This is a genomic window from Glycomyces artemisiae (genome assembly GCF_003002955.1).
GTDB classification, from domain to species: Bacteria; Actinomycetota; Actinomycetes; order Mycobacteriales; family Micromonosporaceae; genus Glycomyces; species Glycomyces artemisiae.
Genome location: NZ_PVTJ01000005.1, coordinates 182,553 through 205,048, shown reverse-complemented (window position 1 = coordinate 205,048; position 22,496 = coordinate 182,553). Strand labels below are relative to the sequence as shown.

Here is a 22,496-nt window from a genome sequence, read left to right as displayed (position 1 = left end):
CCCCGACCGCGGTGCGGTCGGGGCCCTCCTTCGAAGTCTTTGGGGCTCTACACGAGCGTGCGGAGCAGGAGCCCGAAGGCGATGATGCAGGCGAACCAGATGATGCCCACACCGATGGTGATCCGGGTCAGGTTCTTCTCCGCAACGGAGGAGCCCGCCGCCACCGATGACATGCCGCCGCCGAACATGCTCGACAGACCGCCGCCCTTACCCTTGTGCAGCAGCACCATCAGGATAAGAATCGCGCTGGACAGCAGCAGGATGACCAGCAGGGCCCAAGTCAGAACCGTCATCATCAGTGATCGGGTGTCCTCTCAGCAAATCTGGCCCGGTTTGGGGCTTGGGCCACGCACGAGTCTAGCGGAGCAGCGGTTTATCGCCGAATGCGGTGTCCCTGGGTAGCGACAACGCCGTACATAGGTCGCTGGGTAGGGACATTCGATATGCAAGGAGCCGCCGTACGTCGTTGTACGGCGGCCCTGTCTGCGTCCCGCAGTGCTCAGCTCGGGCACTGCGGGCGAAACTTTCTTACGCTCCCGCGTGCTCCGGGAAGCGGACGATCTTGGCGAACTCCTCAGCGTCGAGCGAAGCGCCGCCCACGAGGGCGCCGTCGATGTCGGCCTTGCCCATGATCTGGGCGACGTTGGAGGACTTCACCGAGCCGCCGTAGAGGATGCGGACCCGCTCGGCCACGGCGCCGAACTTCTCGGCCAGGGCCGAGCGCAGGGCACCGATGACCTCCTGGGCGTCTTCGGGGGTGGCCGTGCGGCCCGTCCCGATGGCCCAGACCGGCTCGTACGCGACGACGACCTTGGCGAGCTCTTCCTCGGTGAGCCCGTCGACGGCGGCGATGAGCTGGCTGACCGTGTGCGGGACGTGGTTCCCCGCCTCGCGGACGTCCAGGGCCTCGCCGACGCAGAGGATCGGGCTGATGCCGTTGTTGAGCGCCTGGCGGACCTTCGCGGCCACCAGCTCGTCGGACTCCTCGTGGTACTGGCGGCGCTCGGAGTGGCCCACGGCCACGTACGAGCAGCCCAGCTTCGCGAGCATCGAGCCGGCGATCTCGCCGGTGTACGCGCCCGACGGGTGCGCCGACAGGTCCTGCGCGCCGAAGCCGATGGTCAGCTTGTCGCCGTCGACCAGCGTCTGCACGCTGCGGATGTCGACGAACGGCGGGAGGACGACGGTCTCGACCGCTTCGAGCTGCTCGCGGGTGAGGCTGAAGGCCAGCTTCTGCACCAGCGCGATCGCTTCGAGGTGGTTGAGGTTCATCTTCCAGTTGCCGGCGATGAGCGGCTTGCGGGTCTCAGTCATGTTCACTTCTCCAGTGCGTCCAGGCCGGGGAGCGTCTTGCCCTCAAGGTATTCGAGGGACGCGCCGCCGCCGGTCGAGATGTGGCCGAAGCCGTCCTCGGGCAGGCCGAGGGTGCGGACCGCCGCGGCGGAGTCGCCGCCGCCGACCACGCTGAACGCCTCGGAGTCCACCAGCGCCTGGGCGACGGTCTTCGTGCCCGCGGCGTAGTCGGGGAACTCGAAGACGCCCATGGGGCCGTTCCAGAACACGGTCTTCGCTCCGGCGATCCGCTCGGCGAACAGCTTCGCGGACTCGGGGCCGATGTCGAGGCCCATGCGCTCGGCCGGGATCGCGTCGACGGCCACCGTGAGCGGCTCAGCGTCGGCGGCGAACTCGGCCGCGGTGGTCGTGTCGACCGGCAGCAGCAGTTCGACGCCGAGTTCGGCGGCGCGCTCCAGGTAGGTCTTGCAGGTCTCGATCTGGTCCTTCTCCAGCAGCGACGAGCCGACCTCGTGGCCCTTGGCCGCGAGGAACGTGAACATCATGCCGCCGCCGACGATGAGCGTGTCGACCTTGTCGAGCAGGTTGTCGATGACCGCGAGCTTGTCGGAGACCTTCGCGCCGCCGAGGATGACGACGTACGGCTGCTCGGGCTTGCCGGTGAGCTTCGAGAGGACCTCGACCTCTTTGGCGATGAGCCAGCCCGCGTAGTGCGGGAGGAGCTTCGCGACGTCGTACACGGAGGCGTGCTTGCGGTGGACCGCGCCGAACGCGTCGTCCACGTACAGGTCGCCGAACGCGGAGAGCTGGCCGGCGAACTCGGCCCGCTCGGTGTCGTCCTTGCTGGTCTCGCCCTTGTTGAAGCGCAGGTTCTCCAGCAGGAGGACGTCGCCGTCGCCCTGGGCGACGGCCTTGGCCTCGGCGTCGGTGCCGACCGTGTCGGCCGCGAAGGCGACCTCGCGACCGAGGACCTCGCCGAGGCGCTTGGCCACGGGGGCCAGCGAGAAGGCGGGGTCCGGGGCGCCCTTCGGGCGGCCCAGGTGCGAGCAGACCACGACGCGGGCGCCGGCTTCGGCGAGCGCCTTGATCGTGGGCGCGACGGCGCGGATGCGGCCGTCGTCGGTGATGGTCTTCCCGTCCAGAGGCACGTTGAGGTCGGCGCGTACGAGTACGCGCCGACCGTTGACGCCCTCCTGGAGGAGTTCGTCGAGCGTCTTCATCAGACTGCTAGCCGACCAGCTTGACCAGGTCGACGAGGCGGTTCGAGAAGCCCCACTCGTTGTCGTACCAGCCGAAGACCTTGACCTGGTTGTCGATGACCTTGGTCAGGAGGCCGTCGATGATGCAGGAGTGCGGGTCGGTCTCGATGTCCTTGGAGACGATCGGGTCCTCGGTGTAGTACAGGATGCCCTTGAGCGGGCCCTCGGCGGCGGCCTTGAGCGCGGCGTTCACTTCCTCCTTCGTGGTGGCCTTGGAGGCCTCGAAGGTGAGGTCGGTGATGGAGCCGGTCGGGACCGGGACGCGCAGCGAGTAGCCGTCGAGCTTGCCGTTGAGCTCGGGCAGCACCAGGCCGACGGCCTTGGCGGCGCCGGTCGTGGTGGGCACGACGTTCAGGGCGGCGGCGCGGGCGCGGCGCGGGTCCTTGTGCGGGCCGTCCTGGAGGTTCTGGTCCTGGGTGTAGGCGTGGATCGTGGTCATCAGACCCTTCTCGATGCCCACGGACTCGTTCAGGACCTTCGCCATCGGGGCGAGGCAGTTGGTGGTGCAGGACGCGTTCGAGATGATGTGGTGGTTCTCGGCGTCGTACTTGTCGTGGTTGACGCCCATGACCACGGTCAGGTCCTCGTTCTTCGCCGGGGCGGAGATGATGACCTTCTTGACCGAGCCGCCCAGGTGGGCGGCGGCCTTGGTGCCGTCGGTGAAGAAGCCGGTCGACTCGATGACGACCTCGGCGCCGACCTCGTCCCACGCGATGTTGGCGGGGTCGCGCTCGGCGAACGCCTTGATGGTCTTGCCGTTGACGGTCAGCTCGCCAGCGCCGACCTTGACCTCGTAGGGGAGGCGACCCAGGATCGAGTCGTACTTCAGCAGGTTGCCGATGGTCTCGGCGTCGCCCAGGTCGTTGAAGGCGACGATCTCGATGTCGGCACCGGAGGCGAGAACCGCCCGGAAGAAGTTGCGCCCAATGCGGCCGAAGCCGTTGACGCCAACGCGGATGGTCACGTGCCCATCTCCTCGCTAGAACAGGATCGGATATCTGAATGAGACCGGAGGCGGTCTCGCACGCGATCCGTTCAGCCGAAGAGCGACGGTGGAACAGATCGCTGTTCGGCCACGTCGCCGAGCACTCCTTGACCCTAACCGCTCCGGTTCGCAGACCTTCCGCGGCGGGTTCCCCCGATCATGTCACACCCGGGACGGGGGTGTGACATCGCGGTTAAGCCTAACCCGTGAGCAGGCGGTCGAGGCGGGTACGCCATGCGTCGCGAATCGGGGCGAAGCCGCCCTATGCGACCAGCATTTCCTCTTCGGCGACTACGTCGTCGGGCCCGGGGACGCCGGTCTCCTGGGCGCGTTTCGTCGCCATGTTGATGAGGCGCCGGATCCGGCCCGCGATGGCGTCCTTGGTAAGGGGCGGGTCGGCGAGCGCGCCGAGCTCTTCGAGGGAGGCCTGGCGGTGTTCGAGGCGCAGGCGGCCCGCGGACGCGAGGTGCTCGGGGACGTCGTCGGCGAGCACTTCGAGGGCCCGGGTGACCTTCGCGGCGGCGGCGACGGCGGCGCGCGCGGAGCGGCGCAGGTTCGCGTCGTCGAAGTTCGCGAGCCGGTTGGCGGTGGCGCGGACCTCGCGGCGGACGCGGCGCTCCTCCCAGGTGAGGACGGAGGCGTGGGCGCCGAGGCGGGTGAGCAGCTCGCCGATGGCGTCGCCGTCGCGGATGACGACGCGGTCGACGCCGCGCACGTCGCGGGACTTCGCGGCGATGCCGAGGCGGCGGGCCGCGCCGACGAGCGCGAGCGCGGACTCGGGGCCGGGGCAGGTCACTTCGAGCGAGGAGGACCGGCCGGGCTCGGTGAGCGAGCCGCGGGCGAGGAACGCGCCCCGCCAGGCGGCCTCGGCGCAGCACGGGTAGGCGCCGACGACGTGGTTGGGCAGGCCCCGGACGGGGTAGCCGCGCTGGTCGGTGAGGCCGATCTGCTTGGAGAAGGCCTGGCCGTCGGCCATGACGCGCAGCAGGTAGTGGTTGTTGCGGCGCAGGCCCGCGGCGACGAGGACGTGGATCTCGGACTCGTAGTTGTAGAGCTTGTCGATCATCCGCTTGGCGCGGCGGGCGACGTTCCCGGCGTCGACCTCGGCCTCGACGACCACGTTGCCCTGTCCGACGAGGTGGAGGCCCCCGGCGAACCGGAAGAGCGCGCCGAGTTCGGCGCGCTGGCAGCAGGACTTCGCGACCTCGATGCGACTGAGCTCGTCCTTGACCTCCGCGGTCATCGCCATTCGTTAACCACCATCTTCGACCAGCAGGTTTCCCAATACGGCGGCCAGGGATCCGACGTCGTGCGTGACGCCGTCGGCGGCGAGGTCCGCCGCGACCAACCGGGCCTCCAACGATTGTGCCGCACTGTTCAACGATCCGGGATCGTCGAGGGTTCGGGCGTCGCCTGACACGACGTAGTGAAACCGGACACCTTCAGCGTATCGCCGCAGCGTGTCGACGTGCCCGGCGAGCGTCAGGCCGTCGGTCTCCTTCTCTTCGGAGAGGTTGAGCACCACGATCTTGCGGGCCTTGGAGGCGGCGATGGCCTCGCGCAGCGAGGGCAGGAGCAGGTGCGGGATCACGGAGGTGTACCAGGAACCGGGCCCGAAGACGTGCCAGTCGGCCTCGGCGACCGCTTCGAGGGCCTCGGGGCAGGCGGGGGCGTCGGCGGGCAGGAGGCGCACGTCCGCGACCTGGCCGTCGGCGACCGCGACGTCGTGCTGGCCGACGATCGTGCGGGTCCCGGCGCCTTCGGCGAGGTCCGCCTCGATGTCGAGCGGCGTGCACGACATGGGCAGGACGCGGGCGCGGGAGCCGACGATGCGGCCCGCGGCGGCGACGGCGTCGACGGGGTTGGCGTGCCGTTCGAGCAGCGACAGCAGCACGATGTTGCCGACCGGGTGCCCGGCGAGGAAGTCGTCACCACCGAAGCGGTGCGAGAACAGCTCCGCGGCCTCCGCGCGGGACGGGTCGGCGGTCGCGACGAGGGCCTTGCGCAGGTCCCCGGGCGGCAGGACGGGCCTGGTCGCGCGTATGTCCCCGGAGGAGCCGCCGTCGTCGGCCACGGTGACGACGGCCGTGAGCTCGACGTCGAGCCTCGAAAGCGCGCGCAGCGAGGCCGACAGGCCCCGCCCGCCGCCGAACGCGACCACTTTCTGCATCAGCGGTTACCTCGGATCGGGGGTGTCGGTGGTGCGGTGACGGAGTAACTCGTTCCCGCGGTCCCGGTGGTGGGTGTTCGCGGGGAACCCGGCCGCGTTCAGGCGCTTGGCGATCTCCTCGGAGATGGCGACGCTGCGGTGCTTGCCGCCGGTGCATCCGATGGCGATCGTCATGTACCGCTTGCCTTCCCGCTCGAAGCCCTGGGTGGTGCCGAGCAGGAGCGCCGTGTACGACTCGACGAACTCCTCGGCGCCGTCCTGGCCGAGCACGTACTCGGAGACGTCGGGGTCGGTGCCGGTGTGCTCGCGCAGGGCCGGGACCCAGTACGGGTTGGGAAGGAATCGTACGTCAGCGACGTAATCGGCGTCGCGGGGGATGCCGTACTTGAACCCGAACGACATGCAGGTGAACTGGAGGCGCGGCGACGACGGGGCGAGGAACGCGTCCTCGACGCGGGCGCGCAGCTGGTTCTCGTTCAGGTGCGTCGTGTCGAACAGGGTGTCCGCGGAGCCGCGGGCCGGCTCCAGGAGGCGCCGCTCGGCGGCGATGCCGTCTGCGAGCATCCCGTCCCCCTGGAGCGGGTGGGCCCGGCGGACCTTCTCGAAGCGGCGGATGATGACGTCGTCGTCGGCGTCGACGAACACCAGGTGCGGCTTGAAGCCGCCCTTGCGGAGGTCCTCGATGACGCCCACGAGGTCGGTCATGAACGCGCGCGAGCGCACGTCGAGGACCATCGCGGTCCGGCGGACCTCCTCGCCGCCCGCGGCGGCCAGCTCGGCGGCCTGGCCGACGAGCGACTCCGGGAGGTTGTCGATGACGTAGTAGCCGACGTTCTCCAGTGCGCGGGCCACTGTCGAGCGTCCGCCGCCGGAGATGCCGGTGACGATGACGAGGTCCAATTCGCTGCGGTCGCTCGAACCCGCATGCACTGCTGCCACACCCATAAGTCAAGTATCCCCGAGTTCGTTCCAACCGCCGTGCTGACACGGCCCCGGCCCTGCGGCCGAATTGACAAGCGTATAGCTACCAGAGCCGTCTCAAGAGCCGTTGTCGTCGGGATTACGCAGATGTGTCTGCAAAGCCTCCGCCAGTTTCGGCCCGATACCGGGCACAGCCTCCAAATCGGACAGTTCGGCCTCGCGGATGCGCTTCACGGACCCGAACTGCTTCAGGAGCGCCTTCTTCTTCGACTCCCCCAGGCCCGGCACCGAGTCGAGTGCGGAGGCCGTCATCTTCTTGCGCCTCCTGGTGCGGTGCAGGGAGATCGCGAAGCGGTGGGCCTCGTCGCGGACGCGCTGCATCAGGTACAGGGCCTCGGAGGTGCGCGAGAGGATCACCGGGAACTCCTCGCCGGGCAGCCAGATCTCCTCCAGGCGCTTGGCGAGCCCCGCGAGGTTGATCGTGTCGATCCCCAGCTCCTGGAACACCTGGTCGGCGGCGGCGACCTGCGGCTGGCCGCCGTCGACGACGAGCAGCTGCGGCGGGTAGTGGAAGCCGCGCTTGGGCTCCTCGTCGCCGTCCTCGACAGGCGATCCGGCGGGCTGGTCCCCGAGCTTGGAGAGGCGGCGGCGCAGCGTCTCCTGGAGCGACGCGAGGTCGTCCTTGCGCTCGCCCTTGATGACGAAGCGCCGGTACTCGCTCTTGCGCGGCAGGCCGTCCTCGAACACGACCATCGACGCCACGACGTCCTCGCCCTGGGACTGCGACACGTCGTAGCACTCGATGCGCAGCGGCGCCTCCGGCAGGTCCAGGGCGTCGGCCAGCTCTTCGAGGGCCTTCGAGCGCGACGTCAGGTCACCGGCGCGCTTGAGCTTGTGCCGCTGGAGGTTCTCCAGCGCGTTCTTCTCCACGGTCTCGGCGAGGGCCCGCTTGTCGCCGCGGCGCGGCACGCGCAGGTCGACCTTCGCGCCGCGGCGCTCCGACAGGAGCTCAGCGAGGGCCTCGTGGTCGTTCGGCAGGGCCGGGACCAGGACCTCCTTGGGCACGACCTCGTTCTGCTCGCCGTAGAACTGGAGGCAGAACCGCTCGACGATCCCGGCCAGGTCCACCGGCTCGGCCTTGTCGATGACCCAGCCGCGCTGGCCCCTGATGCGGCCCTTGCGCACATGGAAGACCTGGACGGCCGCTTCGAGCTCGTCGTCGGCGACGGCCATGACGTCGCAGTCGACGTCCTCGGCGAGGACCACGACCTGCTGCTCCAGGACCTTGTCGAGGGCGGCGAGGTCGTCGCGCAGGCGCGCGGCCCGCTCGAATTCGAGGGCCTCGGAGGCCTCCTGCATCTCGGCGAGGAGGCGGCGGCGCACGGGCGCGGTCTCGCCGGACATGAACGCGCAGAAGCCGTTCACGAGTTCGCGGTAGTCCTCGGCGGAGATGCGGCCGACGCACGGCGCGGAGCACTTGCCGATGTCGGCGAGAAGGTTCGGGCGGTTGATCCGGTTGCAGCGCTTGAACTCCGTGTCGGAGCACGTGCGGATCGGGAAGACCCGGGTGAGCAGGTCGAGGGTCTGGCGGATGGCCCACGCGGACCCGAACGGCCCGAAGTAGCGCACCCCTTTGCGGCGGTTGCCGCGCATGACCTGGGCGCGCGGGAACTCCTCCCCCACGGTCACGGCGAGCCACGGGTAGGACTTGTCGTCCTTGAACATGACGTTGAAGCGCGGGTCGTACTCCTTGATCCAGGTCCACTCCAGCTGGAGTGCCTCGACCTCGGTGGCGACCACGGTCCACTCGACGCTCCGCGCGGTGGTCACCATGCGGCGGGTGCGCTCGTGCAGGCGGGTCTCGTCGGCGAAGTACGAGTTCAGGCGGTTCCTGAGGTTCTTCGCCTTGCCGACGTAGATCACGCGCCGGTCGCGGTCCCGGAACCGGTAGACGCCCGGCTGCGTGGGGATCGTGCCGGGGGCGGGACGGTAATCAACTGCCACAACACAAGGCTATATCCCGCCCCCGACACCACCGCCGTTACGGCCTGGCCGCCAGCGCCAGGACCTCCGCGTGGAGGTCGTCGACCAGCGCGCGGTCGATCCCGCGGTTCGCGAACCAGGAGCCGAGGTTCTCGACGTCCCGGCTCAGGAAGTCCATCCCGAGCGGGTTCGCGTAGATGTCGACGACCTGCGGGAGGTCGAGGACGATGAGGCGGCCCTCGTGGACCACCGTGTTGTACGGCGAGAGGTCGCCGTGGGCGAAGCCGAGCTCGGTCATGCGGCGCAGGGCTTCGGCGGCCTGCTCCCACAGGCTCTCGGCCTCGTCCGGCTCGGGCCGGGTCTCGGCGAGCCGGGGCGCGGCGGTGCGGCCGTGCCCGATGAACTCCATGAGGACCTCGGTGCCGTGGACCTGCACGGGGTAGGGCACGGGGACCCCGACCTGGTAGAGGCGCTTGAGCGCGTCGAACTCGGCCGCGGCCCAGCGGCCCGCGGCCTGTTCGAGGCCGAACGTGGTGCGCTTGGCCATGGCGCGGTTGTCGCGGGAGCGCTTGGCGGCGCGCCCGACGGTGTAGTCGCCGGCCCGGTTGAACTGGGTGTGCTCGGCGCTGCGGTAGCGCTTGGAGGCGAGGATCACGGCCCGGTCGGTGCCGGGGAGTGCGCGTTCGACGAGGAACACGTCCGCTTCCTTGCCGGTCTTGAGGACGCCGAGCTCGTAGTCGACGGCCCCGTGGTCGGTGATGACCCAGTCCGGCAGGGGCTCGGGGCCGCGCTGGAGCGGCTCGGAGTCCCACCAGATCGACCATCGGTCCCCGGCCGGGGGGCGGTCGTCGTTCGGGATCTCGTCGAAGACGGTGCGCATCGACTCGTAGCGTTCGCGCTCCTCATCGGAGAAGACTTCGCGGGACCCGCGGTCGCGGCGCTTGGTGGACTGGAAAGAGTCAGAGAATTGCTGCTTGCGAGGCAAGGTGAATGGCTCCTGTGAGGAAGTCCGTCCGCCGCGAAGAGAAGATTAGGAGGCGGCGACGGGAGGTGAACTGGGATTCATGGCGTGGGCGTAGACAACGACAGCCATCAGTAACACCTCCATTCCTCACGAGCCCCGGGGCGATCCGCCTCCGGGCAACGGATGCCAGGTTAGCGGATCGCGCCCGGGGCGCGCAAGTCTTTTATTTGCGGTCCTAGTGGCCTGCGGAGTCGTAGGCGCGCAGGCCCATGCGGAAGACCCAGACGGCGACGGCGGCGGATATGCCCGCGGCGACCGGGGCGGTGGCGATCCACCACGGGTCGAGCCGGCCGGTGAGGATCTGCGCGGGGATGAAGCTGGCGAACGCGAGCGGGAGGCCGAAGGTGAGGACGAGGCGGACCGCGGCGGGGAAGATCGTCAGCGGGAAGCGCATGGCCTCGTTCTGGAGTTCGGTGACCATGAACGCGATGACCGGGGAGCGGCCCTTCATCCAGAAGTTCGCGGCGTTCCCGAGCGTCAGCAGGGAGGCCTGGATCACGATGGCGCACACCATGAGGAGCAGGCCGACGGGGACGGCGGACCAGCCGAGGCCCGCGCCGGTCCAGCCGATGGCGAGCATGACGACGCCGAGGGTGGCCTCGCCGAAGACCTGCATGCCGACGTGCTTGGAGCCGACCTGGACGATGACGGGCGCGGGCCGGGTGATGCGGTAGTCGATGTCGCCTTCGACCACCATCTTCCCGGTGTCCCAGATGCCGTCCCAGAACAGGGCCGTGGAGGACCAGGAGGTGGCGAGGAACCCGGCGAGGACGAGCATCTCGTGGTAGCCCCAGCCGTCGATGGTGTTCACGTTCCCGAACAGGATCGTCAGGAACGCGAACAGCATGATCTGCCAGAACGTGCCCGCGACGGCCATGACCCAGAAGTCGGCCGGGTACTCGCCGATCGAGCGCAGGTAGGCGCCGATCGAGCGGCGGTAGACCCCGAACGCGTGCCGGGGCCCGGAGAGTTCAGCCGCCATGGACGGTCACCTTCTTCACGAGCTGGGACCAGATGAGCCTGCCGAGGACCCACAGGCCGACGGCCCAGGCCGCCTGGGCGGCGAGGAGCCCGAGCGCGCCCGCGGTGCCGACGCGGCCGAGGTAGATCGAGGCGGGCGTGGTGGTGAAGTGGACGAACGGGAGGGACCAGGCGACCCCTTGGAGCCACCCGGGCATGAGCGCGAGCGGCACCATCATCCCCGAGAAGAACGCGAGCATCGTGTCGCGGGCCCACTGGATGCCCAGGTACCGCTGTGTCACGAAGCAGGTCAGGATCGACAGGTACGAGATGCCGAACGCGAGCGGGAAGATGAGCAGGAGGCTCACCGCCGTCAGGGCCGCGGCGAGCGGCGAGACGGGCCCGGCGGGCCGGAACAGCACGACTGCGGCGGCGGTGCCGATGAGCGCGGCGGGGACCGAGGCGAGCATCCCGCCGATGTACTCCCCCGCGCGGGCGCGCTGGAAGTCCACCGGCTTCGTCAGGTCGACGGCCACGAGTCCGTCGAGGATGCGGTTCGCCATCTCCCAGTCGGAGCCGGCCCACGCGAGGGTCGAGGTGAGGAAGCCGATGATGAGGTACGCCTTCATCGCCTGCCAGTCGTAGCCGCCCATCTCGCCGTCGCCGATGAGGTGGTTCCACACGGCGAGGCCGGCCAGGAGCGACCAGCCGCCGAAGACCACCGAGAAGATCCACGTGGACTTGTAGGCGATCTTGCGCTTGAAGGAGATCGTCGCGAGCGCGACGTCGACGCTTGCCATGTGTCAGTGTCCAGACGAGTCGTAGGAGCGCAGCCCGAGGCGGTACACGCCGACCGCCGCGAGGACCGACGCGGCGGCGGCCAGGGGCGGGCCGACGAGCCACCAGGGGCCGAGGTGGCCGGTAAGGACCGCGACGGGCACGAAGTTGACGAACGCGACGGGCAGCACGAACATGGTCACGAGCTTCACCGCGGCGGGGAACAGCGCGAGCGGCAGTGTCATCGCGTTGTGCTGGAGGTCGAGCATCACGAACGCGAAGACCGAGTTGGTGCCCTTGATCCAGAAGTTCACCGCGCACAGCATCGTGATGAGCGCGCATTCGATGACGATCGCGCACGCCAGGCCGAGGACGCCCGCAGGGACGGCGGCGAGGCCCATGCCCGCGCCGATCCACCCGTAGACGGCCATGACGAGCCCGAACGCGACCTCGCCGAAGCCCTGCATGCCGATGTGGGAGCTCGCGACCTGGACGACGACCGGCGCGGGGCGGGTGATGCGGTAGTCGATCTCGCCCTTGAGGACGTACGTGCCGGTGCTCCAGATGCCGTCGCACAGCAGCGCGGTCGAGCCCGCGGCCACGGTGAGGAGCCCGGAGAGCATGAGCATCTCGTGGTACCGCCAGCCCGCGACGTCGGGGACGGCGGCGAACAGGACGGTGAGGAACGCGAACTGGAGCACGTTCCACATCACGCCCGCCGAGGCCATGACCCAGAAGTCGGCCGGGTACTCGGTGATGGCGCGGATCTGGGCGACGATCGAGCGGCCGTAGACGCCGCCAGCGTGGCGCACCGGATGGGTCGTCGTGTCAGCCACCGTGCACCGTCACCTTCTTGACCGCCTGGTTGAAGATGAGCCGCGCCCCGAACCACATCCCGGCGGCCCAGGCCGCCTCCGCCGCGAGGAGCCCGAGGGCGCCGGCGGTGTCGACGTGGCCGAGGTAGATCGCCGACGGCGTGGTCGTGAAGTGCGGGAACGGCAGGGCCCAGGCGATGGCCTGGAGCCAGGAGGGCATGAACGCCAAGGGGATCATCATCCCTGAGAAGAAGCCGAGGAGGGCCTCGCGCAGCCACATGACCCCCAGGTACCGCTTGGTCCAGAAGCACACCAGGACCGTCAGGTACGTGATGCCGAATGCGAGCGGGAACACCAGGAGGAGGCTGACGGCGGTGAGGATCCCGGCCGTGACGGAGACGGGGCCGGGCGGGTCGAACAGCAGCCAGGCCCCGGCCACGCCGAAGACCACGGTGGGGACCGTCGAGCACATCGATCCGATGTACTCGGCCGCGCGGGCCCGCTGGAAGTCCACCGGCTTGGTCAGGTCGATCGCGACGTGGCCGTCGAGGATGCGGTCGGCGATCTGCCAGTCGGCCGCGCCGAAGACCATGGTCGCGGTGATGAACCCGATGATGACGTAGGCGCGCATGGCGTCCCAGTCGTAGCCCGAGAGCGCGCCGCCGGAGAGGAGCTCGCGCCACATCGCCATCGAGACGAGCATGGCGCCGCCGCCGAGGACGAGGCCCACGAGCCACTGGGTCTTGTAGGCCAGGCGGCGCTTGAACGCGATGACCGCGAACGCGCGGTCGACCGCGAAGGCACTGCTCACTTGGTGAGTTCTCCCGCGTAGAGGCGGCGGATGACGTCCTCGATGGATGGTTCCGAGAGGGACAGGTCGCGCGGCGAGAGTTCGGCGGTGAGCCCGCCGAGGACCTCCGCAGTGGTGAAGCGCGCGGACTCGTAGGTCACCACGACTTCGCTGGGGGCCTCGCCCGCGGCCCACTCGTACTGCGGGTACTTCAGTTCCAGCGCAGGCACATCCGCGGCCTCCTCCAGGAACAGCTTCACGGCCTTGGTGGTGATGTAGTGGGCCTTGAGCTGCGTGATCGGGCCGTCGTAGGCGACCGCGCCCTTGTCGATGACGACGATCCGCTCGCAGACCTCCTCGATGTCGGCGAGGTCGTGGCTCGTCAGGAGCAGCGTCGTGCCGTCGTCCACGAGCTCGCGCAGGAACGCCCGCAGGCGGTCCTTCACGGAGATGTCCAGGCCGATCGTCGGCTCGTCGAGGTAGACCATCTTGGGCGCGTGGATGAGCGCGCACGCCAGGTCCGCGCGCATCCGCTGCCCCAGTGAGAGCGTGCGCGCCAGCGCGGGCATGAACTCGCCGAGGTCCAGCAGCTCGTCGAAGCGCGCGATGCGGGCCTTGTAGTCCGCGTCGGAGACGCCGTACATGTGCTTGAGGAGCTTCAGGGACTCCTCGACGGGCAGGTCCCACCACAGCTGGGTGCGCTGGCCGAAGAGCACGCCGATGTCGTGCGCGTTGGCGATGCGCTCGGTGTGCGGGTCGCGGCCCATCACCCGGACGGTGCCCTCGGAGGGGCGCAGGATACCGGTGAGGAGCTTGACGGTGGTGGACTTGCCCGCGCCGTTGGGTCCGACGTACGCGACCGATTCGCCCGGCTCGATCGACAGGTCGATGCCGTCGACCGCGGTGTAGTTCTTGTACTTGCGCTGGGCGAGGTGCTTGACCGCGCCCTTGAAGCCGGAGGCCTTGTCAGGTCGCCGGAAGGTCTTCGTGAGGTTGCGGGCTTCGAGAATCGGCATTGTTCAACGGTATGGAAATTGGAGCGCTTTCCTCAACTCGTTTCCCGCGCTTCAGTCTGCGAACCAGGTCACGGGGCGAAACGCGCTCCAGGGGCAGGAAGCAGGCCATGGCGACCATATGGGGCAGGAAGCTGATGCCGACGGCGAGGTACACGGAGACGTGGAAGCAGTACAGGAACGCGACCGCCGCGTACTTGAGGCGTTTGGCGGCAATGAACATGATGATCGGCGTCAGCAGCTCGAAGCTCACCATGCCCCACTGGACGGCGCGGAGCATCCACGGGTAGTCGAGCATCCAGGTGGAGAACTCGGTGCCGCGGCGGATGATCGCCCAGGTCATGGTCGCGGAGTTGACCCATTCGAAGCCGCCGTAGCGGAACTTGGCCCAGGCGGCGAAGAAGTAGGTGCAGATGACGCCGATCTGCACGAGGTTGAAGCCCCAGCCGACGTGCTCGGCGAGGTGCTCCCGGTCGCCCCACTTCGCTTTCGGCATGGTGGGCAGGAGGAACAGGAGCAGCAGGAACGCGAACTTGCCGTGGTCGACCTTCCCGTAGGACATCGCGATGATCATCCACTCGAAGTACGCGGCGGCGACGATCCAGCCGAACAGGCGCGGCCGCCAGCCGAACATCATGGGGACGGTGGCCGCGAGGAGGACCACGAGGGTGCCGACGACGATCCAGTAGTTCGGGACGGGGAAGACCGGCAGGACGCGGGCGATGAACAGCGGCTGGTAGAGCTCGCCGGGGACGTGGCGGTGGCCGAGGATCCACGGCATGTACCACCACCAGTCGACCCAGATGAAGGCGCCGGCGAGGAACCGCATGGCGGCGACGCGGCCGAGGGCGACGGGCTGGAAGAACCAGCCGACGGCCTTCTGCTGCAAGGGGAGCTGGGTCACGCGTCGGCTCCGTCCCGGGTGTAGGCGGCCTCGACGACTTCGAGGACCTCGCCGGTCTGGTGGCCGTCTTTGAGCTCGTAGCGGCGCTCGATGATCTCGACGGTGACGATCTCGGGCTTGTCGGGGTTGGCGTTCTCGTACGCCTGCGCGATGTATTCGAGGAGCGCGGGGTCCTCGATGAAGCGGCTCTTCTGGCCTTCGAGTTCGGCGCGGCGGAACCCGGTGACGGCCTCGGTGAGCTTGAACCGCTCGCCCTCTTCGTTCACGGCCTCGACGCGGGTCGATCCGGCCCAGCCGTCGAGCGACATCGAGCCGGAGTACATCTTGAAGGGCGCGAACGGGAAGTAGTCGTCGCCGCCCCAGAAGGTGGTGGCGGTGACGAGCGCGAGGACGACCATGGTGATCGAGACGCGCAGGACGCGTCCCTTGGGCCGGACCCTGGAGATACGGGGTAGGTAAGGGGACACGGCAAGAGTATGGCACGGGCCCGCCACGAGGGGCGGACCCGCGTCAGGCGTCGAACTGGGGTTCGGGCTCGCGGGCCTTCGGCGGTTCGGCGCGGCGGCGGTCCTTGAGGCGGCGGAGGATCGCCTTCGGGTCGATGCGCTCCAGCGGCAGGAAGCAGGCCATGGCGACCAGGTGCGGCAGGAAGCTGATGCCGATCGCGAGGAACACGGTGAGGTGGAAGCAGTAGAAGAACGCGACGATCGCGTACTGGACCCGCTTCCACTTGTACACGAACAGGACGACCGGGGTGAGCAGCTCGAACGCGATCATGCCCCACTGGGCGACGTGCAGCAGCCACGGGAAGTCGAGCATCCAGTCCGAGAAGACCGTGCCGCGGCGGATGATCGCCCACGTGAACACCCCGGAGTTGGCCCAGTCGAAGCCGCCGTAGCGGAACTTCGCCCACGCGGACAGGAAGTACGTGAGGACCACGGCGATCTGGACGAGCTTGAAGCCCCACCCGGCGCGCTCGGAGAGGTGCTCCCGGTCGCCCCACTTCGCGTGCGACGGCATGAGGCAGAGCACCAGGAGCAGAGTCATGAACCCGAAGCTGGCGTGATCCACTTTGCCGTAGGAGTTGGCGATGACCATCCACTCGAAGTACGCGGCGAACAGGATCCACCCGAACAGCTTGGGCCGGTAGCCGAACATCATCGGGACGGCCGCCGCGAGCATCACGATGAGCGTGCCGGTGACGAGCCAGTACGTGGGGGTGGGCAGCGGCAGCACGCGGCCGACGAACAGCGGCTGGTACAGCTCGCCGGGGACGAAGCGGTGCCCGAAGATGAAGGGCATGTACGCCCACCACTCGATCCACACGTAGAGCCCGGCGAGGAACCGCATCGCGGCGACCCGGCCCAGCGGCACGGGCTCGAAGAAGAAGCCGTTCACGGCGCTGCGGACGCTCACGCGGTCCCCTCCTCGGTCCAGGCGGCGACGACCTCTTCGGTCTCCTCGCCGGTGCGCGCGCCGTCGACCAGCTCGTACCGTTTCGTGATGATCTCGGCGGCGACGATCTCGGGCTCGTCGGGGTGCGCGGCCTCGTACGCCTCGGCGATGTAGGCGAGCAGGTCCGGGTCCTCGCGGAAGCGGGTGAGCTGCCCTTCGAGCTCGGCCCGGCGGAAGCCGGTGTCGTTGTCGCTGATGGCGATCCGCTCGCCCTCGGCGTTCTCCAGGAACACGTTGGTGGAGTCGGCCCAGCCGTCGGTGTCGTGGGCGCGGGAGTACATCTTGAAGGGCGCGAACGGGAAGAAGTCGTCCTCGCCCCACACGGAGGTCGCCATGAGCGCCAGGACCATCGCGAGGGCGGCGCCGACCCGGACGGTCCGGCCGGCGCGCGTCAAAGGGCGTTCGGTGCGGTCAGCGGACATCGGGGAAGTATGGCACGGCCTCGTCGGCGGTCAGCCGCTGCTCTGCTGCCCGCGGAGGCGGTCGCGCTCGGCCTGCGGCAGGGAGCACGCGGCGGTGCCGCCCGGCAGGCGGTGCCGGTTGCGCGCGATGAACCGGTACACGGGCCAGGCGATCCACGAGACGGGCTTGAGGGACAGGGCCCACCCGATGGGCCGCCAGTACCACTGGGCGCGGCGCAGGAGCACCGCGATCGCGTCCGGGCCCGAGCGCTGGAAGTTCAGCTCGACCCACATGACGGCCGCCTCGGCCTCCTCCTGGGTGACGCCGAGCGCCACCAGGTCGGCCCACTGCCACGGGACGACGCGCGCGGTCGTGCGCACGTGCTTCTCCAGGAAGTTCGCCGACGTGGTGCAGAACGCGCAGTCGCCGTCGTAGAGGAAGACGTGATCTTCGTGCATCGTCGGTCCTTCACTCGGTCCGGGACGGGACCGCGTCGTAGAGTGCGCGGCGCATCGCCGCCACCGGGGCGTCCGCGACGCCCGTGAACTGGGTCCACTGACGCACCGCCTGCGCGAGCAGGAGCGCGAGCCCGTCGAGGACGCGCACGCCCTCGGCCTCGGCCCCGGCGGCCAGCGGCGTCGGCCACGGGTCGTACAGGATGTCGAACAGGACGGCGTCGGCGGACCAGTCGGGCCGGAGGTCGTCGGTGACCCCCTTCGGGACCGTGGCGACGACCAGGTCGGCCCGCCCGGCCCGGGCGGCGTCCTCCCAGTCGGCGGCCTTCAAGCGTAGCCCCAGGCGCGAGGCGACCGGTTCGAGCTCGCGCACGGCCTCCCGGCGGCGCGCGTACACCGTGACCGACGACGCTCCGAGCTGCTGCGCGGCCGCGAGCGCGCCGCGCGCGGACCCGCCCGCGCCGAGCACGGCGACCTCCTCGGCCTCCTTCATGCCGATCTCCGCGAGCGCGTCGACCATGCCGGGCGCGTCGGTGTTGTCGGCGAGGCGGCGTCCGCCGCGCAGGACGAGCGTGTTCGCGGCGCCGATCGCCTCGGCGACCGGAGTGGCCTCCGTGGCGACGTCGAGCGCGACCTCCTTGAGCGGCATGGTGAGCGAGAGGCCCGCCCACGACTCGTCGAGGCCGTCGACGAACGCGGCGAGACCGGACTCGTCGCACTCGTGGCGCGTGTACGTCCAGTCGGCGAGCCCCGCCGCGGCGAAGCCCGCGTTGTGGATGACCGGCGAGAGCGAGTGCCCGATGGGCTTGCCGAGGACGGCGGCCTTCATCATTGGATGCCGTTCTCCTCGGCGATCTCGATGTTCGCCTGGTGCTCCTCGTAGGTCGCCGCGAACAGCGCGGAGCCGTCCTCGTAGGCGGTCACGAAGAACAGCCAGTCGCCCGCCTCCGGGGCCACCGCCGACTCCAGCGCCGCGGCACCGGGGTTGGAGATCGCGCTCGGCAGGTACCCGGCGTGCTCGGGGGCCGAGGGGGACCACGGGTTGTCGGGGTCGCGCATGACCGAGCCCCAGTCGATGTCCTCGCCGGAGGTGATCGCGTCGTCGCCGTTGAGCAGGCGCCCGTAGTTCCAGATCGCCTCGGACTCGAAGCAGTTGCAGTTCGTCTGCTCGTGGTCGTACGGGTTCAGGTACATCTTGTTGTACATGACCTGGGCGATCTTCGGGTCGTCGGTGGCGATGCCGGACTCGGACTGGACGATCGAGGCGACTTGGAGCGCCATCCACGGGTAGATCTTGAACTCGCCGTTCGTGGGCGGGTAGAACGTCTGGTTCTCCATCGCGCTCGGGTCGTAGTCGGGGTCCGGGTCCTGGATCGAGGAGAGCTTGTCGAGGAAGCCGATCTCGTCGATGGTCTCGTTGAACCGCTTGACCATCTCCGTGAGCATGGCCTCCGCGGTCCAGGTCTCGTCGAACTCGTACGCCGACGGGAACAGGAAGCCCTCCACGGACTTCACCTGCCGGTCCGAGAAACCCTCGAACCAGATCGGGTCGACGCCGAGCGCCTCGGGGTCCTGCGCGGCGGCCTCGAAGTCCGCGATCGGGACGCCGGTGTAGGAGGAGAGGATCTCGTAGATCTCGAAGGACCGCTTGCCTTCGGGGATGACGACGTGGTCCATCGTGAGGTTCGCCGGATCGGTCATGAACGCCAGCGCGGAGGCCGCGGACATCTCCTCCTCCATGGCGTAGGAGCCCGCCTGGATGGTGGTGCCGGAGTCGCCGTCGTCCTCGGAGGCGTTGAGGAACGCCTTCGCGGAGGCGACCACGCCCTGGGTTTCGAGCTCGGAGGCGATGTCGGAGACGAGCCAGCCGGACTCGACGGTGATCATGACCTGGTTGCCGTTGCCGTCGCCGGTGAAGTCCTCGGCGACGAAGTAGTCCTTGACGATGTTGTTGTACGCCCACCAGCCGCCGACGCCGAGGACGCCGAAGAGGGCGACGACCAGGGTCATGGCGATCAGGGACTTGCCGGAGTCCTTGCGGCGGTGGCTGCGCGGTGCCGCCGAGCGCTCGTCCTCGGTCCTGAAATCGCCGAGCATCCTTGTCCCTACCTCCGCCGACGGTCCAACCATTGCTGGAGGATCTCGACCGCGGCCGCCTGGTCGACGATGGAGCGCTTCCGCTTCCCGCGCACCCCGCCTTCGTTCAGGCGGCGGGTGGCGACGGCGGTCGTCATGCGCTCGTCGGTCAGGGTCACCGGCGTTGGCGAGACGTGGTCGGCGAACCGTTCCACCCAGGCTCGGGTGTGGGCGGCTGCCGGCCCCTCCTCACCCGAAAGAGTAACGGGTAGGCCGACGACGATTTCGACCACATCGTATTCCCGGGCCGTTTCGGCGATTTCTTGAATATCGGCCGGAATGTGCTCACCAGCGGTTCTAAGGTCGCGACGAACCGTCGCGACCGGAGTGGCCAGGAGACCGTCCGGATCGCACACGGCGACCCCGATGCGGGCCTTGCCCAGATCGATGCCGAGACGGCGGCCCCGCACCCACTCGGTGGGTGCGGGGCCGGTGCTTGCGTCTTCCATCTACGCGCCGATGGCGCGGACGACCGCGTCCAGCAGCTGCGGGGCCTGGTCGGCGGGCACGCCGCCGCCCTGCGCGACGTCGTCGTTGCCGCCGCCCTTGCCGGACAGCGCGGCCTTCACGAGCGCCGCCGCCGAGACGTGCTGCGCCTTCGCGGCCGCGTTCGCCGCCACGACGATGCTGGCCTTGCCGCCGGCAGTCGCGACGACCGCCGCGACACCCGGCTGGTCCTCGGGCAGGTGCCCGCGGATCTGCATCGCGAGGTTCCGCACGTCGCCGCCCTTGGTGCCCTCGGGCGCCTGGACCGCGGCGACCTTCACGGCCCCGACCTGCTTGGCGTTCTGCGCGAACTCGGCCGCGCGGCCGGACACCAGCTTCGCCTGGAGGCCCGCCAGCTCGCGCTCGGCGTCCTTGGAGCGCTGGAGGATCGCGCGGACGCGTTCGAGGACGTCGCCGCGCTGCGCACCGATCTCCTCGGCGATCTGCGAGACGAGGTCGCGTTCACGGGCGAGGTAGCGGTACGCCTCCATGCCCGTCGCGGCCTCGACGCGGCGCTGGCCGGAGCCGACCGAGGACTCGCCGGTGAGGACGAGCGGGCCGATCTGCGCCGAGTGCGAGACGTGCGTGCCACCGCAGAGCTCGCGCGACCAGGGGCCGCCGATCTCGACCACGCGGACGGTCTCGTCGTAGGTCTCGCCGAACAGCGCGACCGCGCCGAAGTCCTTCGCCTCGGGCAGGCTCATGTACTTGACAGAGACGGGCAGGTCGTCGCGGACGGCCTTGTTCGAGACCTCCTCGATCTCGCTCTTGGTCTCGTCGGAGAGCTTCGCGCGCCACGAGAAGTCCAGGCGCAGGTAGCCGGGCCGGTTGAACGAGCCGGACTGGAGCGCGGTCGGGCCGAGCACCTCGCGCAGCGCCGCGTGCACCACGTGGGTGCCCGAGTGCGCCTGGCGGGCGCCGAGGCGCCATTCGGCGTCCACGGTCGCCTCGACGCGGTCGTCGAGGACGAGCTCGCCTTCGAGGACGCGCACCTGGTGGACCACGAGCTTCTTCACGGGCCGCTGCACGTCCACGACCTCGCCGAAGAAGCTGGGGCCGGTGAGCTTGCCCGCGTCGGCGTGCTGGCCGCCGGACTCCGCGTAGAACGGGGTCCGGTCGAGCACGACCTCCACGATCTGCCCGGACTTCGCGACCGGGACCGGCTTGCCCTCGGAGAGGATCCCGATGACGCGGGACTCGGTCTCCAGCGTCTCGTAGGCCTTCCAGTCGGTCGGGCCCTGGTCCTGGAGGAGCTGCCAGTACGCGGACAGGTCCGCGTGGCCCGTCTTGCGCGCGGCCGCGTCGGCCTTCGCGCGCTGGCGCTGCTCCGCCATGAGCTGGCGGAAGCCCTCCTGGTCGACCGAGAGCCCCTGCTCCTCGGCCATCTCCAGGGTCAGGTCGATCGGGAAGCCGTACGTGTCGTGCAGCTCGAACGCCTTGGACCCGGACAGGGTCTTCCCGCCCTCGGTCTTGGTCTCGGCGACCGCGGTGTCGAGGATGGTGGTGCCGTGCTTGAGGGTCTTCAGGAACGCCTCCTCCTCGCCGTACGCGTAGGAGGAGATGCGCTCGAAGTCCTGCGCGAGCTCGGGGTAGGACTTGCTCATGCAGTCGCGGGCCACGGGGAGCAGCTCGGGCAGCGCGGGCTTGTCGTAGCCGAGGAGGCGCACGGAGCGGATCGCGCGGCGCATGATGCGGCGCAGCACGTAGCCGCGGCCCTCGTTGGAAGGCACGACGCCGTCGCCGATGAGCATGAGCGCGGACCGCACGTGGTCGGCGACGACGCGGAAGCGGATGTCGTCCGGGTGCGACTCGGAGGCGGTGTGCGAGGTGGAGACGCCGTAGCGCTTCCCCGTCAGCTCCGACGCCTTGTCGATGAGCGGGCGGACCTCGTCGATCTCGTACATGTTGTCGACCCCTTGGAGGATCGACGCCATGCGCTCCAGGCCCATGCCGGTGTCGATGTTCTTCTTCGGCAGGTCGCCGAGGATCTCGTAGTCCTTCTTGGCAGGGCCCGCGCCGCGCTCCTGCTGCATGAACACGAGGTTCCAGAACTCCAGGTAGCGGTCCTCGTCGACCTCGGGGCCGCCCTCGGGGCCGTAGTCGGGCCCGCGGTCGTAGTACAGCTCCGAGCAGGGGCCGCAGGGTCCGGGGATGCCCATGGACCACATGTTGTCTTCCTGGCCCCGGCGCACGATGCGGTCGAGCGGGAGCCCGATCTGCTTGTGCCAGATGTCGATCGCCTCGTCGTCGTCGAGGTAGACCGTCGCCCAGATGCGGTCGCCGTCCAGGCCCAGGCCGCCCTGCTCCACCGAGCCGGTGGTCAGGTCCCAGGCATAGCGGATCGCCTGCTCCTTGAAGTAGTCCCCGAAGGAGAAGTTGCCGTTCATCTGGAAGAACGTGCCGTGGCGCGAGGTCTTGCCGACCTCGTCGATGTCGGGCGTGCGGATGCACTTCTGCACCGACGCCGCGGTGTCCCACGGCGGCTTCGCCTGGCCGAGGAAGTAGGGCACGAACTGGACCATGCCCGCGTTGATGAACAGCAGGTTCGGGTCCTCGATCGCCGGGAGCGGTGCGCTGGGGACCACCGTATGGCCGTTGGACTCGAAGAACTTCAGAAACCGGCGTCGGATTTCAGCGGTCTCCATGGGGCACCTCCTTCAAGGTCTCG

General features: G+C 69.3%; 23 protein-coding genes. All 23 read right to left on the bottom strand.

All coding sequences use genetic code 11. The annotated features are described in order from the left end of the window. Positions 1-47: 47 nt before the first annotated feature. The 23 genes from secG to alaS all read right to left on the bottom strand — a co-directional run bounded on the left by secG (position 48) and on the right by alaS (position 22,473). Complete coding sequence (gene secG / locus B0I28_RS14455) at positions 48-293, bottom strand: preprotein translocase subunit SecG (RefSeq protein ID WP_219926789.1); 246 nt, start codon at positions 291-293, stop codon at positions 48-50. Positions 294-528: 235 nt separating this feature from the next. Next, a complete protein-coding gene (gene tpiA, locus B0I28_RS14450) occupies positions 529-1,314 on the bottom strand; it encodes a triose-phosphate isomerase (protein ID WP_106364548.1) in 786 nt (261 codons plus the stop codon). A 2-nt stretch (positions 1,315-1,316) separates the two neighbouring features. Further along, entirely contained in the window at positions 1,317-2,513 is a 1,197-nt protein-coding gene (locus tag B0I28_RS14445; protein WP_106364547.1) for a phosphoglycerate kinase, read from the bottom strand. Positions 2,514-2,520: 7 nt separating this feature from the next. Then, positions 2,521-3,516, bottom strand: a complete 996-nt coding sequence (gene gap / locus B0I28_RS14440) for a type I glyceraldehyde-3-phosphate dehydrogenase (protein ID WP_106364546.1) — start codon at positions 3,514-3,516, stop codon at positions 2,521-2,523. Between the two features lie 283 nt (positions 3,517-3,799). Beyond that, entirely contained in the window at positions 3,800-4,786 is a 987-nt protein-coding gene (gene whiA, locus B0I28_RS14435; protein WP_106364545.1) for a DNA-binding protein WhiA, read from the bottom strand. 3 nt (positions 4,787-4,789) lie between these two features. Further along, positions 4,790-5,707: a gluconeogenesis factor YvcK family protein gene (locus B0I28_RS14430; RefSeq protein ID WP_106364544.1), complete on the bottom strand. Its 918-nt coding sequence runs from the start codon at positions 5,705-5,707 to the stop codon at positions 4,790-4,792. A 6-nt stretch (positions 5,708-5,713) separates the two neighbouring features. Further along, positions 5,714-6,652, bottom strand: a complete 939-nt coding sequence (gene rapZ, locus B0I28_RS14425) for an RNase adapter RapZ (RefSeq protein WP_106364543.1) — start codon at positions 6,650-6,652, stop codon at positions 5,714-5,716. A gap of 93 nt (positions 6,653-6,745) precedes the next feature. Next, positions 6,746-8,632 carry an excinuclease ABC subunit UvrC gene (uvrC, locus tag B0I28_RS14420; RefSeq protein ID WP_106364542.1) on the bottom strand — a complete coding sequence of 629 codons (1,887 nt, stop codon included), beginning with the start codon at positions 8,630-8,632 and terminating at the stop codon, positions 6,746-6,748. Positions 8,633-8,669: 37 nt separating this feature from the next. Then, complete coding sequence (locus tag B0I28_RS14415) at positions 8,670-9,596, bottom strand: serine protein kinase RIO (protein ID WP_245888979.1); 927 nt, start codon at positions 9,594-9,596, stop codon at positions 8,670-8,672. Positions 9,597-9,810: 214 nt separating this feature from the next. Further along, the gene (locus B0I28_RS14410; RefSeq protein ID WP_106364541.1) at positions 9,811-10,617 is read right to left on the bottom strand and encodes an ABC transporter permease; all 807 of its coding nucleotides are present in this window, start codon (positions 10,615-10,617) and stop codon (positions 9,811-9,813) included. Beyond that, the gene (locus B0I28_RS14405) at positions 10,607-11,395 is read right to left on the bottom strand and encodes an ABC transporter permease (protein WP_106364540.1); all 789 of its coding nucleotides are present in this window, start codon (positions 11,393-11,395) and stop codon (positions 10,607-10,609) included. Before B0I28_RS14405 ends, B0I28_RS14410 begins: the two co-directional genes overlap by 11 nt. Positions 11,396-11,398: 3 nt before the next feature. Further along, entirely contained in the window at positions 11,399-12,208 is an 810-nt protein-coding gene (locus tag B0I28_RS14400; protein WP_106364539.1) for an ABC transporter permease, read from the bottom strand. Further along, a complete protein-coding gene (locus B0I28_RS14395; RefSeq protein WP_106364538.1) occupies positions 12,201-12,998 on the bottom strand; it encodes an ABC transporter permease in 798 nt (265 codons plus the stop codon). The genes B0I28_RS14400 and B0I28_RS14395 overlap by 8 nt, the downstream gene beginning before the upstream one ends. Further along, a complete protein-coding gene (locus B0I28_RS14390; protein WP_106364537.1) occupies positions 12,995-13,993 on the bottom strand; it encodes an ABC transporter ATP-binding protein in 999 nt (332 codons plus the stop codon). The genes B0I28_RS14395 and B0I28_RS14390 overlap by 4 nt, the downstream gene beginning before the upstream one ends. Continuing rightward, complete coding sequence (locus B0I28_RS14385) at positions 13,944-14,894, bottom strand: MFS transporter permease (RefSeq protein ID WP_106364536.1); 951 nt, start codon at positions 14,892-14,894, stop codon at positions 13,944-13,946. The genes B0I28_RS14390 and B0I28_RS14385 overlap by 50 nt, the downstream gene beginning before the upstream one ends. Next, positions 14,891-15,361 carry a hypothetical protein gene (locus tag B0I28_RS14380; protein WP_146148103.1) on the bottom strand — a complete coding sequence of 157 codons (471 nt, stop codon included), beginning with the start codon at positions 15,359-15,361 and terminating at the stop codon, positions 14,891-14,893. Before B0I28_RS14380 ends, B0I28_RS14385 begins: the two co-directional genes overlap by 4 nt. A gap of 43 nt (positions 15,362-15,404) precedes the next feature. After that, positions 15,405-16,310, bottom strand: coding sequence for an HTTM domain-containing protein (locus B0I28_RS14375; RefSeq protein ID WP_106364534.1), 906 nt, complete (start codon positions 16,308-16,310; stop codon positions 15,405-15,407). Then, the gene (locus B0I28_RS14370; RefSeq protein WP_146148102.1) at positions 16,307-16,771 is read right to left on the bottom strand and encodes a hypothetical protein; all 465 of its coding nucleotides are present in this window, start codon (positions 16,769-16,771) and stop codon (positions 16,307-16,309) included. The genes B0I28_RS14375 and B0I28_RS14370 overlap by 4 nt, the downstream gene beginning before the upstream one ends. A gap of 30 nt (positions 16,772-16,801) precedes the next feature. Then, on the bottom strand, positions 16,802-17,209 hold the full coding sequence (locus tag B0I28_RS14365) for a thiol-disulfide oxidoreductase DCC family protein (RefSeq protein WP_106364532.1): 408 nt from the start codon (positions 17,207-17,209) through the stop codon (positions 16,802-16,804). 10 nt (positions 17,210-17,219) lie between these two features. Then, positions 17,220-18,038 carry a shikimate dehydrogenase gene (locus B0I28_RS14360; protein ID WP_106364531.1) on the bottom strand — a complete coding sequence of 273 codons (819 nt, stop codon included), beginning with the start codon at positions 18,036-18,038 and terminating at the stop codon, positions 17,220-17,222. Further along, positions 18,035-19,303 (bottom strand): endolytic transglycosylase MltG, encoded by a 1,269-nt coding sequence (locus B0I28_RS14355; RefSeq protein ID WP_181245791.1) that lies wholly within the window; start codon positions 19,301-19,303, stop codon positions 18,035-18,037. Before B0I28_RS14355 ends, B0I28_RS14360 begins: the two co-directional genes overlap by 4 nt. A gap of 8 nt (positions 19,304-19,311) precedes the next feature. Beyond that, positions 19,312-19,791 carry a Holliday junction resolvase RuvX gene (gene ruvX, locus B0I28_RS14350; RefSeq protein WP_106364529.1) on the bottom strand — a complete coding sequence of 160 codons (480 nt, stop codon included), beginning with the start codon at positions 19,789-19,791 and terminating at the stop codon, positions 19,312-19,314. After that, the gene (alaS, locus tag B0I28_RS14345) at positions 19,792-22,473 is read right to left on the bottom strand and encodes an alanine--tRNA ligase (RefSeq protein ID WP_106364528.1); all 2,682 of its coding nucleotides are present in this window, start codon (positions 22,471-22,473) and stop codon (positions 19,792-19,794) included. Positions 22,474-22,496 lie beyond the last annotated feature (23 nt).

Excerpts from the sequence above, each read along its gene's own strand:
- secG (WP_219926789.1), bottom strand. The coding sequence starts at position 293 with ATGACGGTTCTGACTTGGGCCCTGCTGGTCATCCTGCTGCTGTCCAGC.
- tpiA (WP_106364548.1), bottom strand. The coding sequence starts at position 1,314 with ATGACTGAGACCCGCAAGCCGCTCATCGCCGGCAACTGGAAGATGAAC.
- B0I28_RS14445 (WP_106364547.1), bottom strand. The coding sequence starts at position 2,513 with ATGAAGACGCTCGACGAACTCCTCCAGGAGGGCGTCAACGGTCGGCGC.
- whiA (WP_106364545.1), bottom strand. The coding sequence starts at position 4,786 with ATGGCGATGACCGCGGAGGTCAAGGACGAGCTCAGTCGCATCGAGGTC.
- B0I28_RS14430 (WP_106364544.1), bottom strand. The coding sequence starts at position 5,707 with ATGCAGAAAGTGGTCGCGTTCGGCGGCGGGCGGGGCCTGTCGGCCTCG.
- rapZ (WP_106364543.1), bottom strand. The coding sequence starts at position 6,652 with ATGGGTGTGGCAGCAGTGCATGCGGGTTCGAGCGACCGCAGCGAATTG.
- B0I28_RS14410 (WP_106364541.1), bottom strand. The coding sequence starts at position 10,617 with ATGGCGGCTGAACTCTCCGGGCCCCGGCACGCGTTCGGGGTCTACCGC.
- B0I28_RS14405 (WP_106364540.1), bottom strand. The coding sequence starts at position 11,395 with ATGGCAAGCGTCGACGTCGCGCTCGCGACGATCTCCTTCAAGCGCAAG.
- B0I28_RS14390 (WP_106364537.1), bottom strand. The coding sequence starts at position 13,993 with ATGCCGATTCTCGAAGCCCGCAACCTCACGAAGACCTTCCGGCGACCT.
- B0I28_RS14370 (WP_146148102.1), bottom strand. The coding sequence starts at position 16,771 with ATGTCCGCTGACCGCACCGAACGCCCTTTGACGCGCGCCGGCCGGACC.
- B0I28_RS14365 (WP_106364532.1), bottom strand. The coding sequence starts at position 17,209 with ATGCACGAAGATCACGTCTTCCTCTACGACGGCGACTGCGCGTTCTGC.
- B0I28_RS14360 (WP_106364531.1), bottom strand. The coding sequence starts at position 18,038 with ATGATGAAGGCCGCCGTCCTCGGCAAGCCCATCGGGCACTCGCTCTCG.
- B0I28_RS14355 (WP_181245791.1), bottom strand. The coding sequence starts at position 19,303 with ATGCTCGGCGATTTCAGGACCGAGGACGAGCGCTCGGCGGCACCGCGC.
- ruvX (WP_106364529.1), bottom strand. The coding sequence starts at position 19,791 with ATGGAAGACGCAAGCACCGGCCCCGCACCCACCGAGTGGGTGCGGGGC.
- alaS (WP_106364528.1), bottom strand. The coding sequence starts at position 22,473 with ATGGAGACCGCTGAAATCCGACGCCGGTTTCTGAAGTTCTTCGAGTCC.